This window comes from Variovorax gracilis (assembly GCF_030317115.1).
In the GTDB taxonomy this organism is placed as follows: domain Bacteria; phylum Pseudomonadota; class Gammaproteobacteria; order Burkholderiales; family Burkholderiaceae_C; genus Variovorax; species Variovorax gracilis.
Genome location: NZ_JASZYF010000004.1, coordinates 71,366 through 85,526 on the forward strand (window position 1 = coordinate 71,366; position 14,161 = coordinate 85,526).

Sequence of the window (14,161 nt, forward strand, 5' to 3'; positions counted from 1 at the left end):
ACGACTTTCTTTCGCTCTGCCTCAGCGGAGCAACAAGGTACCTCTTCATGGCCACCGCGCTCACAGAAAAGTTCTCCCGCCTCGTCAAGACGATGAGCGGCCAGGCCCGGATCACCGAAAGCAACGTGCAGGACATGCTGCGCGAGGTGCGCATGGCCCTGCTCGAAGCCGACGTGGCGCTGCCGGTGGTGCGCGACTTCGTCGCGCGCGTCAAGGAGAAGGCGCTCGGCCAGGAGGTGCTCGGTTCGCTGAAGCCCGGGCAGGCGCTGGTCGGCATCGTCAACCGCGAACTCGCCGCGACGATGGGCGAGGGCGTGGCGGATATCAACCTCGTTGCGCAGCCTCCGGCGGTGATCCTGATGGCCGGCCTGCAAGGCGCCGGCAAGACCACCACGACCGCCAAGCTGGCCAAGCACCTGATAGAGAAGCGCAAGAAGAAGGTGCTCACCGTCTCTGGCGACGTCTACCGTCCCGCGGCCATCGAGCAGCTCAAGACCGTCACCAGGCAGGCCGGGGCCGAATGGTTCCCGAGCAGCCCGGACCAGAAGCCGCTCGACATTGCCCGCGCCGCGCTCGACCATGCCAAGCGCCACTTCTTCGACGTGCTGCTGGTCGACACGGCCGGCCGGCTCGCGATCGACGAAGTGCTGATGAACGAGATCCAGCAATTGCACGCTGCGCTCAATCCGATCGAGACGCTGTTCGTGGTCGATGCGATGCAGGGGCAGGATGCGATCAACACCGCCAAGGCCTTCAAGGAAGCGCTGCCGTTGACCGGCATCATCCTGACCAAGACCGACGGCGACTCGCGCGGCGGCGCGGCCCTGTCGGTGCGGCAGGTCACGGGCGTGCCGATCAAGTTCGCGGGTGTCAGCGAGAAGATCGACGGCCTGGAAGTATTCGATGCCGAGCGCCATGCCGGCCGCATCCTGGGCATGGGCGACATCGTCGCGCTGGTCGAACAGGTCACGGCCGGCGTCGATGTCGCCGCGGCGCAGAAGCTCGCGGCCAAGGTCAAGAGCGGCGCCGGTTTCGACCTCAACGACTTCCTCGGCCAGTTGCAGCAGATGAAGCAGATGGGCGGCCTCTCCAGCATCATGGACAAGCTGCCCGCGCAGATGGCCGCCAAGGCCACCGAGGCCGACATGACCCGCGCCGAACGCGACATTCGCCGCAAGGAAGGGATCATCAACAGCATGACGCCGCTGGAGCGTCGCAAGCCCGAACTCCTCAAGGCCACGCGCAAGCGGCGCATCGCGGCCGGTGCCGGGGTGCAGGTTCAGGAAGTGAACCGCCTGCTCAACGAGTTCGAGCAGATGCAGGGGATGATGAAGAAGATGAAGGGCGGCGGCCTCATGAAGATGATGAAGCGCATGGGCGGCATGAAGGGCATGCCGGGCATGGGCGGTGGCGGCGGGATGCCGAGGTTCTGAGTCACCCCCAGGCTCGCGCACTTCGTGTCGCTCTCCAATACCGGCGGCCCGGCACAGCCGGTTCCGCGGTATTCCAGGAAAAGAAAAAAGCCCGCGGATGCGGGCTTTTTCTTGGTGGTGAGATGGCTTAGGCGCGGGCCAGTCGCACTGCGTGCATCCATGCACGCCGCAGCACGGCCGGCGAACGCGATTCTTCCGGAATCAGCAGGAAGCCCTTGTCGCGCAGCGAGTTGCCCAGCGCGATCTGGCTGGTCAGCACCGTCAGCGGGATCGCCAGCAGCAGCGGAAGACCCACCGGCATCAGCCACGCCAGCGCGCTGGCGTCGATCAGTGCGATGCCCACGGCGAGCGCGGCAATCACCAGCGTCATCGGCGCCAGTTGGGCGACGGCAATGCGCCACGGCACGGCAGCGGCTTCACGCGGAGGCGACTTCCAGTCCAGCTTGATGCCGGTCAGGGCCACCACCACGAACAGCGAGTGGGCCAGCATGCGAACCGGCGCCTGCACGATGGCGAGGGCGCTTTCGAGGGCGGCGCTCTTCAGAAGGCCACCCACGCCGCCGAACTGGCGCTGCTCGCCGCGAATCATCACGGCGATGATCCCCAGCACGCGCGGCAGGAACAGCAGGCACAAGGTCCACAGCCACAGGCCGGCCAGTTCCATCGGCATCGCGAGCCAATGCTCGACCACGCTCGAACCGGTGAGCCACAGGGCGGTGCCCAGCGTCAGGAACGCCAGCCACAGGGGTGCGGACACATAGGCCATCGTGCCGGTGACGAACATCGCGCGGTGCACCGAGTGCAGGCCGGGCTCGGCCATCAGGCGGGCGTTCTGCAGGTTGCCCTGGCACCAGCGGCGGTCGCGCTGCAGCTCGGCCAGCAGATCCGGCGGTTGCTGCTCGTAGCTGCCGACCAGATCGGCCACCAGCCACACGTGATAACCAGCGCGGCGCATCAGCGCGGCCTCGACGAAGTCGTGCGACATGATGCCGCCGGACATGCCGCCCTTGCCCTTGATGGGCGCCAGCGCGCAGTGGTCCATGAAGGGCTGGACGCGGATGATCGCGTTGTGGCCCCAGTAGTGCGATTCGCCGAGCTGCCAGAACTGCATGCCGAGCGTGAACAGGCGGCCCGTCATGCGCGAGGCGAACTGCTGGGCGCGGGCGTGCAGCGTGACATGGCCGATGGCCTGCGTCGCGGTCTGGATGATGCCGGCCGTCGGGTTGGCTTCCATCAGCTTGACCATCGAGGTCAGGCAGTCGCCGCTCATGACGCTGTCGGCGTCGAGCACGACCATGTAGCGGTAATCCTTGCCCCAGCGGCGGCAGAAGTCGGCAACGTTGCCGGCCTTGCGGTGCGTGCGGCGGGTGCGCAGGCGGTAGTACACCTCGACTTGCGGCTGGTTGGGGCTGCTGGCCAGGGCGGCGCGCAGGTCTTCCCAGGCGGCACGCTCGGCGGCGGCGATCTCGGGCGTGTAGCTGTCCGACAGAACGAATACGTCGAACTGCTTGGCATGGCCGGTCGCGGCGACCGATTCGCACGTTGCGCGCAGGCCGGCGAACACGGTGGACACGTCCTCGTTGCAGATCGGCATGATGATCGCCGTCCGCGCCTCGGGGTTCATCGGGTGGTTGGCCACCTGCTTGGCAGACAGTGCGTGCTTGTCCCCGCGCACCGAGACGTAGAAGCCCATCAGCGCGGTCACGAAGCCGGTCACGACCCAGCCGGACAGCAGGCCGTACAGGGCGATCTGGCTGTATTCGAGCCAGAGGTTGTCGTAGTCGGGCTGCACGCGCGCAAACAGCGTCGAGGCGATCACGGTGCTGAGCAGTGCCAGCGCCATGAAGGCGCAGCGGCGCTGCGTTGCCGCGCGCTGCCACGGTTGCTCGGCCTTGGGTGCCGCGCCTTGCTTCGAGGCCTTCGCGGCGCCGCCGGCGCCGAGCTTGACCAGCAGGGCCGTGCCGATGCTGTTCCAGAAGCCACGCCACGGGCGGGGCATCATCGAGCCGCGGTTGATGGGGGGAGCGGTCACCGAGTTGGGATGGCGCTCTTCACGAAGGAGGCTCCGGTGCGAGAAATCGCCTTCCGTCAGGACCTTCATTTGGGAGAATTCATTGGGCTTCATGTGTCGGCTCAACGTTGCTTCTGGACGGAGGGCGTGTCGCCAATAGCCGGAAAGCGCTTGAACACGCAATCCGGCGCGATGCCGCTGGAGGCTTCGAGCGCAGCCAGCGAATGTCCCGCGGCGCGGGGCCGCGAGAGGGAAAACTGCTTTTGACGCAGGCCGTCGCGCTGCGGACGCATCGCGAAAGAGGGGCTGGTAAGTGCTGTCATGCCTTAACAGGGGCAAACCCTGTGCCAGCACGAAAAAACTATTTCAAATCAAGCACTTGGATCGATTCGAAGGGGGTTGGGCGAGGCGAGAGGCCGGAATTGGCCCCGAAACCCCCGAATCTGTCGCCGAATCCCGACAAGCCGTCGAGCCTGACTACCAAAATCCAATGAAATCAACGACTTAGGGGTGTCGCTGGTCAGCGACCGGTTTCAGGACCCGGCGACACGCCTTCGGCTTTGAAGTGGCCGGGCGTGAGTTCGTGCTTTTGCAACAGCCGGTAGAACTCGGTCCGGTTGCGGTCGGCCAGGCGTGCCGCATCGGCGACATTCCCGTCGGTCAGCTTGAGCAGGCCGACGAGGTAGTCGCGCTCGAAGCGCTGCTTGGCCTCGGCATAGGTCTGCACTTCGACGCTCGGCACGCGCAGCGCGCGCTGCACCAGCGCCAGTGGGATCAGGGGTGAGCTCGAGAGCGCGCACACCTGCTCGACCACGTTGAACAGTTGGCGCACATTGCCCGGCCACGAGGCAGTGGTCAGGGCCTTCAACGCCTCGGGCGCGAAGCCGGACAGCCGCTTGCCGTACTTGGTCGACAGTCGCTGCAGGAAGTGGTTTGCCAGCAACGGAATGTCCTCCCGACGCGCCGAAAGGGGCGGAAGGCTCAGTGTCACGACGTTGAGACGGTAGTACAGGTCCTCGCGGAACTGGCCGGCCTCCATCGCCGCATCCAGGTCACGGTGGGTGGCGGAGATGATCCGCACGTCGACCGCGATGGACTGGCTGGCGCCCAGCGGTCGCACCGCGCGTTCCTGCAGCACCCGCAGCAGCTTGACCTGCAGCGCCGGTGGCATGTCCCCGATCTCGTCGAGCAGCAGCGTGCCGCCGTCGGCCTGCTGGAACAGCCCCTTGTGGTTGGCGACCGCATCGGTGAAGGCCCCCTTCATGTGGCCGAACAGCTCCGACTCCAGCAAGGCTTCCGGAATGGCGCCGCAATTGACGGCCACGAAGGGCTTGTCGGCCCGGGCGCTGGCGCGGTGGATCGCGCGGGCCAGGAGTTCCTTGCCGGCGCCGCTGTCCCCGCGCAGCAGCACGCTGGCGTCGGACTTGGCGACCATGCGGGCCTCGGCCAGCAGTTCGGACATGCGGTTGCTGCGGCTGACGATCTCCGCCCGCCAGCTTTCGTCCCCGCCCTTGCCGGGCGCCGCCGCGGGGGCGCCCAAAGCCAGCGCCTGCGCGATCTTTTCGAGCAGCTCACGCCCGTCGTAGGGCTTGGTCAGGTAGGTGAAGACGCCGCGCGCCGTGGCTTCGACCGCGTCGGGGATCGTGCCGTGCGCGGTCAGCAGGATCACCGGCAGCGTCGGGTGGCGCTTGCGGATCTCGTCGAACAGCGCGAGCCCGTCGCGCCCCGGTAGCCGGACATCGCTCAGCACCAGTTGCGGATGCTCGATCTCCAGTTGCGTGAGCGCCGATTCCGCTGAGGTCACGGCCGTGACCTGGTAGCCCGACGAGGTCAGCCGCATCGACAGCAGCCGCAGCATGTCCGGATCGTCGTCGACCACCAGCAGGCGCGCGCCACGCGCCTCGCCGACGCCTGCGACGGCGGGCTCCTTGGCGGGCGAGGGTGGTGCCGGATTGTTCACGGTGCGGGTTTGGTGCTGTTGGTCGCCGGGGCCGCCGGTGGCGGATTGGGGCGCGTGAAGCTGCGCTCGATGGCCCGCAGCGCCTCGATGCGATCGTTGAGCTGGTCGATGCGGCGCTGGCTGTCGCGCAGTTGCTGCGCCTGCTTGTCGCGGTCGTCTTCGACCCGCCGCTGTTCCGCATAGCGCGCCCCGAGCACCCGGGCGAGCGGCTGCAGCGGCAGCGCATCGGCCGAGGGGTTCGTGGCCACGCGCTGCAGCAGTCCCTGCGCCTTGACGAGGTCGGCCGGCGCACGGGTCTGCGCCAGGACGATCGCGGTCTGCATCTGCGTCGTGGGCGTCTCGACGAGATCGCCGAGGCGGGACAACTCGTTCGCGAGTTCGGGCGGGCCGAGCTGGCGCACCTTGTCGGCGTAGGTGAGCATGGTGCCGACCGGACCCTGCGGTTGTTGCGCGAAGATGCCGCCGGGCTGCGTCGCCGGCGCAACCGGTTCAGCCTCGACCGGCGTGACGGGCGGGGGCGGCGGTGGGACGACCGCCACCGTCACCGGCTCGGCCGGCGGCTTCCGTGGCGTGGTGCAGCCGGCCAGCAGCGTCATGACGATCGTCATGGCGAGGACGGATCTGCGAAAGATCGAAAAACACATGGGTCGGAAAATCGCGCGTGGGTCGGTGGGCTTCAGGTGGAACGCGGCAGTTCGACGCGGAATTGCGCACCCGGCCCACCCGGCAGCAGCGTGATGCGGCCACCATGGGCTGCAATGTACTCCTGCACGATGGACAAGCCGATGCCCGTTCCCTTGACCGAGTGCTGGGGTTGCTTCTCGCCGCGGAAGAAGGGTTCGAAGATGCGGTCGCGATCGCCTTCCGCGATGCCGGGGCCGGCGTCGCTGATGTCGATGTACGCCTTGTCGGCCGTGCTCGAGACCGCCATGGTGATGGTGCCGCCGCGCGCCGAGAACCGGATCGCGTTCGACAGCAGGTTGGCGAGCGCGGTCCCGAGCTTGACCGGGTCCACCACGACGGCGATCGGTTCGCCCTCGGCCCGCACGGTCAGCCCGTTGGCCTGCCACTGGAGCCGCTGCGCCTCGATCTGGTCCTCGATCAGCGGCAGCAGCGGCGTGCGTTCGCGGTGCAACTGGCGTGCCTCGAAGGCCGCGGCGTTGAAGCGCAGCAGTGCCTCGATCTGGTTCTGAAGCGACACGGTGTTCTGCTGCAGGATCTGGGCGACCTCGCGCTGCGCGGGGTTGAGTGCGCCGGTCACGCCGTCTTCCAGCAGCGAGACCCCCTCGCGCAGGGCCGCCAGCGGTGTCTTGAGTTCATGCGAAACGTGCCGCAGGAAACGTGCCTTGTCCGCGTCCAGCTCGGTGAGGCGCAGGCGCAACCATTCGAGCTGCTGCGACACGCGGCGCACGTCGGAGGGACCATGGATGTCGATCGGCTCGTCGAGGCGGTTTTCGCCCAGCCCCACGATGGCCCGCTCCAGCCGCTTGAACGGCCGCGCCAGCCACACGCCGAAAGCCAGCGCCAGCGCGGCTGCCAGGGCGCTGGCGGCCACCACGAGCCGCATCAGCCGCGTGCGCGCCGTCTCGATGCGCTCCGCAAGCGCCTTGTTCTGCGTCTCGATCAGGAACTGCACCTGCTGTGCGATGTTGGTGTTGAGCGCATCGAGGTCGCGAAACTGCATCGCCATGGAGCTTTCGCGCGCCAGCGCCGTCTCGGGGGCGCCGCTCATCAGGCCCTGGATCACTTCGAGCTGCTCGCGCCATTTGTCGGGACCGTCGGTCGCCAGCCCGTTCGCGACCAGGCGTTCGAGCACCTGGCGGGCATCGCGCGCGGCGTCGTCGAAGCGGCGGCGCAGCACGGCGTCGTTGAGCACCAGCGACTGGCGACCGGCCCGCTCCATCGCGGCACTGCGCTCGGCCAGCGACTGCGCGGCCCCCGACAGCGTGAGGGCGCGCGCCGCCGCGTCGCGGCTTTCGGTCATCAGGAGGTCGTACTGGAAGACGGCGCGCAGCGCGACGCCCACCAGCAGCGCGGTGATCAGGAGAAAGGCGAACAGCAGCAGCTGCTGGAATGAACCGCGCGCCGAGGTCAGCTTCGCCATCAGGCGACGGGCGCCGGTGCGGGCCGACCGGCCACGTGCGTCGATTCGGCGGTCACGACCTCGCCGCGCAAGGTGTAGGCGAGCGAGCGCGTGATCCGCAGGTCGATCATCTGGCCGACCAGCCGCGTGTCGCCTTCGAAGTTGACGACGCGGTTGCACTCGGTGCGGCCCATCAGCTCGCGGGCGTTCTTGCGGGAGGCGCCCTCGACCAGCACGCGCTGCACGGTGCCGACGCGGCTTTCGCCGAAGCGCTTGACGTTGCCGTCGATGACAGCCTGCAACTTCTGCAGCCGCGCGAGCTTGACCGCATGCGGCGTATCGTCGTGCAGCGCCGCCGCGGGCGTGCCGGGGCGCGGGCTGAAGATGAAGCTGAAGCTCGCGTCGAATTCCAGGTCGTCGATGAGCTTCATCATCTTGGCGAAGTCCTCGTCGGTCTCGCCCGGGAAGCCGACGATGAAGTCGCTGCTGAGCGCCAGCCCGGGGCGGATCGCACGCAGCTTGCGCACCGTGCTCTTGTATTCCATCGCGGTGTAGCCGCGCTTCATCGCCATGAGGATGCGGTCGCTGCCGTGCTGGACCGGCAGGTGCAGGTGGCTCACCAGCTGCGGCACCTTGGCGTACGCCTCGATCAGCCGCGGCGTGAACTCGTTGGGATGGCTGGTCGTGTAGCGGATGCGCTCGATGCCGGGGATCTCGGCGATGTATTCGATGAGGAGCGCGAAGTCGGCGATCTCGGCCGTGTCGCCCATACGCCCGCGGTAGGCGTTCACGTTCTGCCCCAGCAGCGTGACTTCGCGCACGCCCTGGTCGGCCAGCCCGGCGACCTCGACCAGCACGTCGTCGAGCGGGCGATTGATTTCCTCGCCGCGCGTGTACGGCACCACGCAGTAGCTGCAGTACTTGGAGCAGCCTTCCATGATCGAGACGAAGGCGGTGGCGCCTTCCACCCGCGCCGGCGGCAGGTGGTCGAACTTCTCGATCTCGGGAAAGCTGATGTCCACCTGCGGCCGGCCTTCGCGGTCGCGCTGGTTCAGCATGTCGGGCAGGCGGTGCAGCGTCTGCGGACCGAACACCACGTCCACGTAGGGCGCGCGCGCGATGATGGCCGCGCCTTCCTGGCTCGCGACGCAGCCGCCGACGCCGATCTTCACGCCCTTGGCCTTGAGGTGCTTCACGCGACCGAGATCGGAGAACACCTTCTCCTGGGCCTTCTCGCGCACGGAGCAGGTGTTGAAGAGGATCAGGTCGGCTTCGTCGACATTGGTGGTCGGCTCATAGCCTTCGGCGGCGCGCAGCACGTCGGCCATCTTGTCCGAGTCGTACTCGTTCATCTGGCAGCCGAAGGTCTTGATGAAAACTTTGGGGGTCATGGTTCTCTCCCGGAAATTCAGATATCGCCGACGGAAGGCCGGCGTGTTCGCGAGACACCGCGGAACTGGCTCCGCCAGGCCGCTGGGTGTCGCCCCCGGCAGGGGGTCGGCGGCTACACGAAGTGAGCAAGCCTGGGGGCGAGCTCTACTGGCCGTACTTGGGCAGTTGGTCGAACGGCGTCTTGCCGTCGTCGCGCGGTCCGCTGTCGGCCACGAAGGGCCAGAAGTTCAGCAGCGGCTTCTCGGCCGATGCGCGCTTGGCCCGGGCTTCGTCAGGAGTGAGGATCCACACTTCGCGCACCAGGCCCGCGGCGTCGCGGGTGTAGTTCACGAGCAGGTTCTGGCCGGTGATGGAAGCCGGCATCACGAGCATGCGGTTGGGTCCGAGGATGCGTGCGCCTGGCGAGAGACGTTCGGCCTGGCCGTCAAGCTGGATCTCGGGCGCGTTCACCACCATGAACTTGCCGCGCAGCGTGCCCGCCGGAAAGTTGCGGCCACCATTGGCCGCCTCGTTCTGCGTGGCGGAAGGATCGACGAGCTGCGCGGCTGCACTTGCCGAAAATAGAGCGGCAGCAGGCACCAGCGCTGTGCTCAGCGCTATTAAAATGAGAGCGTTCAGGGAGTTTTTGCAGCGATTCATGGGGTACATCCAGAGGCTGTGGGAGCGGCGATTCTAGCGGCCGCATTCCACCAGACGAAGCCGCGGAACGTGCCATCGTGCATGAACGCTTTACTTATCTTTACGGCAGCCAGGGGCTCTTTTTCGCTCTCGCTGCTCCAATAGTTGCCGCCGTGAAAATAGTGCCTGCGCGCAGGCCCGGCGAACCCCTTCGATCCAATAGCAAGGCCCCATGAAGAAGAATCTCGTTCTCACCCTGTCGGGTGTGCTGGTCGTTGCCGCCGTCGCGGGCACCTGGTGGTGGTCCGGTGCCAAGACGCGTGGCGCGGCACAAGGCGGCGCCGCAGTCGAGGCCGGCAGTGGCAAGTCCGGCACGGGTGCAGCGGGGGCCGCGGCGCCGGCGCTGGTGACTCTGGCCGCCGCGAAGAAGCAGGACGTTCCGGTCACGGTCCAGGTCAACGGCAGCGTGGTATCTCTTAATAGTGTGGACCTGCGGCCCCAGGTGACGAACACGGTGCGGGAAGTGCACGTGAAGGAAGGCCAGTTCGTCAAGGCCGGCCAGTTGCTCTTCACGCTCGACGACCGCCCCGACCAGGCCAACCTCGCCAAGGCCAAGGCGCAGCAGCAGCGCGACGAGGCCATGCTGGCCGACCTGGAGCGTCAATACAAGCGCAGCCAGGATCTCGTGGCGCAGAACTTCATCGCCAAAAGCGCCGCCGACGCCACGCTGTCGCAACTCGAAGCGCAGCGCGCGGCGGTCGCGGCGGATCGTGCGGCGGTGCAGTCGGCGCAGGTCGCGCTGGGCTACGCCACCTTGCGCGCACCCATTGCGGGGCGCATCGGCGCGGTCAACATCTATCCGGGCACGCTGGTACAGCCCAGCCTGTCGCTGGTGACCATCACCCAGCTCGATCCGATCGCGGTGAGCTTCCCGGTGCCTGAAGGCAAGCTGCAGGACCTGCTGGCGGCGGCGCGCTCGCACACGCCGGTCGAGGCGCTCGTGACCGGGCGCAAGGAACCGCTGAAAGGCTCGCTGAGCTTCGTGGACAACACGGTCGATCCGCTGATCGGCACCGTGCGCGCCAAGGCCGTGTTCGACAACGCCGACCAGAGCCTCTGGCCCGGCCAGTTCGTCGAGACCCGTGTCACGGTCCGCACGATCAACGACGCCACCGTGCTGCCGGCTTCCGCGCTGATGATGCTGGCGGACGGCGTCTCGGTCTACGTGGTCGATGCCGACAAGAAGGCGGCGCGACGCAAGGTCGAATCCATCTACACCTTCGGCACGCAGGTCGTCGTGCGCGGCGTCCAGCCGGGCGAGCAGGTGGTCATCGAGGGCAAGCAGAACGTGCGACCCGGCGGCAAGGTGCGCCTCGATGCGCCGGCCCAGCCGCAACAACGGCCGGGAGACGCGGCGCCCGGGCCCGGCAGCGCGGCATCGGTCGCGCCCTCCAACGCGAGCATCGTCGCGGAGCGGGAGCGCACATGAACATCTCCGAGCTGTGCATCCGTCGTCCTGCGATGACGGTGCTGCTCTCCGCCGCGGTGGTGGTGATCGGCATCTTTGCCTATTTCCAGATTCCCGTCGCGGCGCTGCCCAGCTACAACACGCCGGTCATCAACGTCTCGGCGCAGTTGCCGGGCGCCAGCCCGGACACCATGGCCTCGTCGGTCGCGCTGCCGCTGGAGAAGCAGTTCTCGACCATTCCGGGCCTGCAGACGATCAGCTCGGTCAATACGCAGGGCGTGACCTCGGTCACGCTCGAATTCGTGAGCTCGCGCGACATCGACGCGGCCGCCGTCGACGTGCAGGCCGCGCTGCTGCGCGCGCAGCGGCAACTGCCGCAGGAGCTGACGCAGCTGCCTTCGTATCGCAAGGTCAATCCGGCGGACGCGCCGGTGCTGTTCATCGCGATGGTCTCGAACTCGATGACCCCGGCGGAACTGAACGACTACGCCGAGAACCTGATCTCGCCGAGCCTGTCGACCATCGACGGCGTGGCGCAGGTGGGCGTATACGGGCAGAAGCGCTTCGCGGTCCGCGTGAAGGCCGATGCCGACCTGCTCAACGCTCGCAACATCACGCTCGACGAGCTCGCCAACGCCGTACGGCAGGCCAACGCGAACACGCCGGTCGGCGTGCTGGACGGCCCGCGCCAGACGCTCACGATCCAGGCCAACGAGCAGATGCTGAAGGCGGCGGACTTCGCCAAGGTCATCGTCGGCCAGCGCAACGGCGCGCCGGTGCGGCTCGACGAGGTCGCGACCATCGAGGACAGCTTCGAGTCCGTCAAGACCGCGAGCAGCTTCAATGGCCAGAGTTCGATCCAGCTGGCCGTGCAGCGCCAGCCCAACGCCAATACGGTGCAGGTGGTCGATGCGGTGCGGGCGCTGATGCCGCGCTTCAAGGAGGAACTGCCGCAGTCGGTCGAGATCAACATGGTCAACGACCGCTCGCTGTCCATCCGCGAGGCCGTGCACGACGTGCAACTCACGCTGCTGGGCACCATCCTGCTGGTGGTGCTGGTGATCTTCCTGTTCCTGCACCGGCTGGTGGCCACCCTGATCCCGGCGCTGACGATCCCGATCTCGCTGATCGGCGCGGTGGCGCTGCTCTATGCCTTCGGCTACAGCCTGGACAACGTGTCGCTGCTCGGCATCACGCTGGCCGTGGGTCTGGTGGTGGACGACGCCATCGTCGTGCTCGAAAACATCATGCGCTACGTCGAGAAGGGCATGGAGCCCTTTGCGGCCGCTTTGCGCGGCGCGCGCGAAGTGGGCTTCACCATCATCTCGATCTCGATCTCGCTGGTGGCGGTGTTCATTCCCATCTTCTTCATGCCTGGCGTCATCGGCCTGCTGTTCCACGAATTCGCCGTGGTGGTGGGGTTGGCGGTGATGGTGTCGGCCATCGTCTCGCTCACGCTGGTGCCGATGCTCGCGAGCCGGCTGCTCAAGCACACGCCGCGCGAGGACGGCGCGGTCGATCATGAGGAAGAGCATCCCGAGCCCGGCACCGCCATCGGTCGGGCTTTCGAGCGCGGCTACCGCTGGGTGCACAGCAACTACATGCGTACGCTCGACTGGACGCTGCGACACCGGCCGGTCATGCTGGTTGTCGCTGCCTCCACCTTCGCGCTCACGGCGTGGATGTTCATCACCATCCCGAAAGGCTTCTTCCCCGAGGAGGACATCGGGCAGATCCAGATCACGACCGAAGCGGCCGAGGACATCTCCTTCCCCGCGATGAAGGCGCTGCAGGACCGCGTGGCCGACGCGCTCCAGGCCGATCCGAGCGTCGACTACGTCAATTCCTTCATCGGCGTCGGGGGTCCCACCGCCACGCAGAACTCGGGCCGGCTGTTCGCTGTGCTCAAGTCCCGCAAGGAGCGCCCGCCCATGCCGCAGGTGCTCGAATCCCTGCGCAAGCGCTTCCGCGAGATCCCGGGCATCGCGGTCTACATGCAGCCCGTGCAGAACCTGCGCCTGGGCGGCCGCCAGAGCAAGGCGCGCTTCCAGTACACCCTGCAGAGCGTGAATGCCGGCACCATGAACGTGTGGGCCGACAAGCTGATGGAGCGCATGCGTGCCGACCCGATCTTCCGCGACGTCACGAGCGACTCGCAAAACCGCGGCCTGCAGGCCACGCTCGACATCGACCGCGACAAGGCCGGCGTGCTCGGCGTTGCGGTTGGCGACCTGCGCACCGCGCTCTACAACGCCTATGGCGACCGCCAGATCGGCAGCATCTACGGCGCGAGCAACACCTACCAGGTGATCCTCTCGGCGGCCGACAACGACCGCCAGTTCGAGGAAGACATGTCGCGCCTGTCCGTGCGCAACAAGGCGGGGCAGTTGGTGCCCCTCTCGGCCTTCTCGACAGTGAAGCGCACCGTGGGGCCGACCTCGGTCAACCACCAGGGCCAGCTCCAGGCCGTGACCGTGTCTTTCAACCTCGCGCCCGACGTGCCGCTGGGCAACGCCACAGGCAAGATCGACCAGTTCAAGGCCGAGCTGAAGATGCCGCCCTCGATCATCACCAGCTACGGCGGCGATGCAGCCGTGTTCCAGAGTTCGCAATCGAGCCAGGCGGTGCTGCTCGTGCTGGCGGTGCTGGTGATCTACGTGCTGCTGGGCGTGCTCTACGAGAGCTACATCCATCCGCTGACCATCCTTGCCGGCCTGCCTTCGGCGGCGGTGGGCGCGCTGCTGTCGCTCAAGCTCTTCGGCTTCGACCTCACGCTGATCGCGACCATCGGCATCCTGCTGCTGATCGGCATCGTGAAGAAGAACGCGATCATGATGATCGACTTCGCCCTCGAAGCGCAGCGCACCGAGGGCATGAAGCCGATCGACGCCATCCGAGAGGCCTGCCGCCTGCGCTTCCGCCCGATCCTGATGACCACGCTGGCCGCGATGATGGGCGCGCTGCCGCTCGCGCTGGGCCTGGGCGCGGGCGCCGAACTGCGCCAGCCGCTGGGCGTGGCCGTGGTCGGCGGCCTGATCTTCTCGCAGGTGATCACGCTCTACATCACGCCCGCGATCTACCTCGCGCTCGACCGCTACAGCGGCAGCGGGCCGATGCAGGAACTGCCCGGAGAAAAGCTGGCGCATGCGGCGCCTGGCACGGCCGGCTGAGAAGCGGAGGGATCGCGCCCGGGTGG

The 14,161-nt window shown here is 67.3% G+C and carries 10 protein-coding genes; 3 read left to right on the forward strand and 7 right to left on the reverse strand.

Going from position 1 to position 14,161, the window contains the following annotated elements:
- Positions 1-47: 47 nt before the first annotated feature.
- A complete protein-coding gene (ffh, locus tag QTH97_RS10250) occupies positions 48-1,433 on the forward strand; it encodes a signal recognition particle protein (protein WP_286568034.1) in 1,386 nt (461 codons plus the stop codon).
- A 127-nt stretch (positions 1,434-1,560) separates the two neighbouring features.
- On the opposite strand, the gene mdoH is transcribed toward ffh, so the two are convergent.
- The 7 genes from mdoH to QTH97_RS10285 all read right to left on the reverse strand — a co-directional run bounded on the left by mdoH (position 1,561) and on the right by QTH97_RS10285 (position 9,518).
- Positions 1,561-3,558, reverse strand: coding sequence for a glucans biosynthesis glucosyltransferase MdoH (mdoH, locus tag QTH97_RS10255; RefSeq protein WP_286568035.1), 1,998 nt, complete (start codon positions 3,556-3,558; stop codon positions 1,561-1,563).
- 8 nt (positions 3,559-3,566) lie between these two features.
- Positions 3,567-3,767, reverse strand: coding sequence for a hypothetical protein (locus QTH97_RS10260; protein ID WP_286568036.1), 201 nt, complete (start codon positions 3,765-3,767; stop codon positions 3,567-3,569).
- A 197-nt stretch (positions 3,768-3,964) separates the two neighbouring features.
- A complete protein-coding gene (locus tag QTH97_RS10265) occupies positions 3,965-5,302 on the reverse strand; it encodes a sigma 54-interacting transcriptional regulator (RefSeq protein WP_286568310.1) in 1,338 nt (445 codons plus the stop codon).
- Positions 5,303-5,400: 98 nt separating this feature from the next.
- The gene (locus QTH97_RS10270; protein WP_286568037.1) at positions 5,401-6,012 is read right to left on the reverse strand and encodes a hypothetical protein; all 612 of its coding nucleotides are present in this window, start codon (positions 6,010-6,012) and stop codon (positions 5,401-5,403) included.
- Between the two features lie 68 nt (positions 6,013-6,080).
- Positions 6,081-7,508, reverse strand: a complete 1,428-nt coding sequence (locus QTH97_RS10275; protein WP_286568038.1) for a sensor histidine kinase — start codon at positions 7,506-7,508, stop codon at positions 6,081-6,083.
- Positions 7,508-8,878 (reverse strand): tRNA (N6-isopentenyl adenosine(37)-C2)-methylthiotransferase MiaB, encoded by a 1,371-nt coding sequence (miaB, locus tag QTH97_RS10280; protein ID WP_286568039.1) that lies wholly within the window; start codon positions 8,876-8,878, stop codon positions 7,508-7,510. The genes QTH97_RS10275 and miaB overlap by 1 nt, the downstream gene beginning before the upstream one ends.
- A gap of 145 nt (positions 8,879-9,023) precedes the next feature.
- Complete coding sequence (locus tag QTH97_RS10285; RefSeq protein ID WP_286568040.1) at positions 9,024-9,518, reverse strand: hypothetical protein; 495 nt, start codon at positions 9,516-9,518, stop codon at positions 9,024-9,026.
- 211 nt (positions 9,519-9,729) lie between these two features.
- Here QTH97_RS10285 and QTH97_RS10290 point away from each other — a divergent pair, with 211 nt between their 5' ends.
- Together QTH97_RS10290 and QTH97_RS10295 are read left to right on the forward strand one after the other, a co-directional pair.
- Positions 9,730-10,986 carry an efflux RND transporter periplasmic adaptor subunit gene (locus tag QTH97_RS10290; RefSeq protein ID WP_286568041.1) on the forward strand — a complete coding sequence of 419 codons (1,257 nt, stop codon included), beginning with the start codon at positions 9,730-9,732 and terminating at the stop codon, positions 10,984-10,986.
- A complete protein-coding gene (locus QTH97_RS10295; protein WP_286568042.1) occupies positions 10,983-14,135 on the forward strand; it encodes an efflux RND transporter permease subunit in 3,153 nt (1,050 codons plus the stop codon). Before QTH97_RS10290 ends, QTH97_RS10295 begins: the two co-directional genes overlap by 4 nt.
- Positions 14,136-14,161: the final 26 nt, after the last annotated feature.

Bases quoted from the DNA above. Each gene is read 5' to 3' on its own strand.
- ffh (WP_286568034.1), top strand. From the start codon at position 48: ATGGCCACCGCGCTCACAGAAAAGTTCTCCCGCCTCGTCAAGACGATG.
- mdoH (WP_286568035.1), bottom strand. From the start codon at position 3,558: ATGAAGCCCAATGAATTCTCCCAAATGAAGGTCCTGACGGAAGGCGAT.
- QTH97_RS10260 (WP_286568036.1), bottom strand. From the start codon at position 3,767: ATGACAGCACTTACCAGCCCCTCTTTCGCGATGCGTCCGCAGCGCGAC.
- QTH97_RS10265 (WP_286568310.1), bottom strand. From the start codon at position 5,302: ATGCTGCGGCTGCTGTCGATGCGGCTGACCTCGTCGGGCTACCAGGTC.
- QTH97_RS10270 (WP_286568037.1), bottom strand. From the start codon at position 6,012: ATGACGATCGTCATGACGCTGCTGGCCGGCTGCACCACGCCACGGAAG.
- QTH97_RS10275 (WP_286568038.1), bottom strand. From the start codon at position 7,508: ATGGCGAAGCTGACCTCGGCGCGCGGTTCATTCCAGCAGCTGCTGCTG.
- miaB (WP_286568039.1), bottom strand. From the start codon at position 8,878: ATGACCCCCAAAGTTTTCATCAAGACCTTCGGCTGCCAGATGAACGAG.
- QTH97_RS10285 (WP_286568040.1), bottom strand. From the start codon at position 9,518: ATGAATCGCTGCAAAAACTCCCTGAACGCTCTCATTTTAATAGCGCTG.
- QTH97_RS10290 (WP_286568041.1), top strand. From the start codon at position 9,730: ATGAAGAAGAATCTCGTTCTCACCCTGTCGGGTGTGCTGGTCGTTGCC.
- QTH97_RS10295 (WP_286568042.1), top strand. From the start codon at position 10,983: ATGAACATCTCCGAGCTGTGCATCCGTCGTCCTGCGATGACGGTGCTG.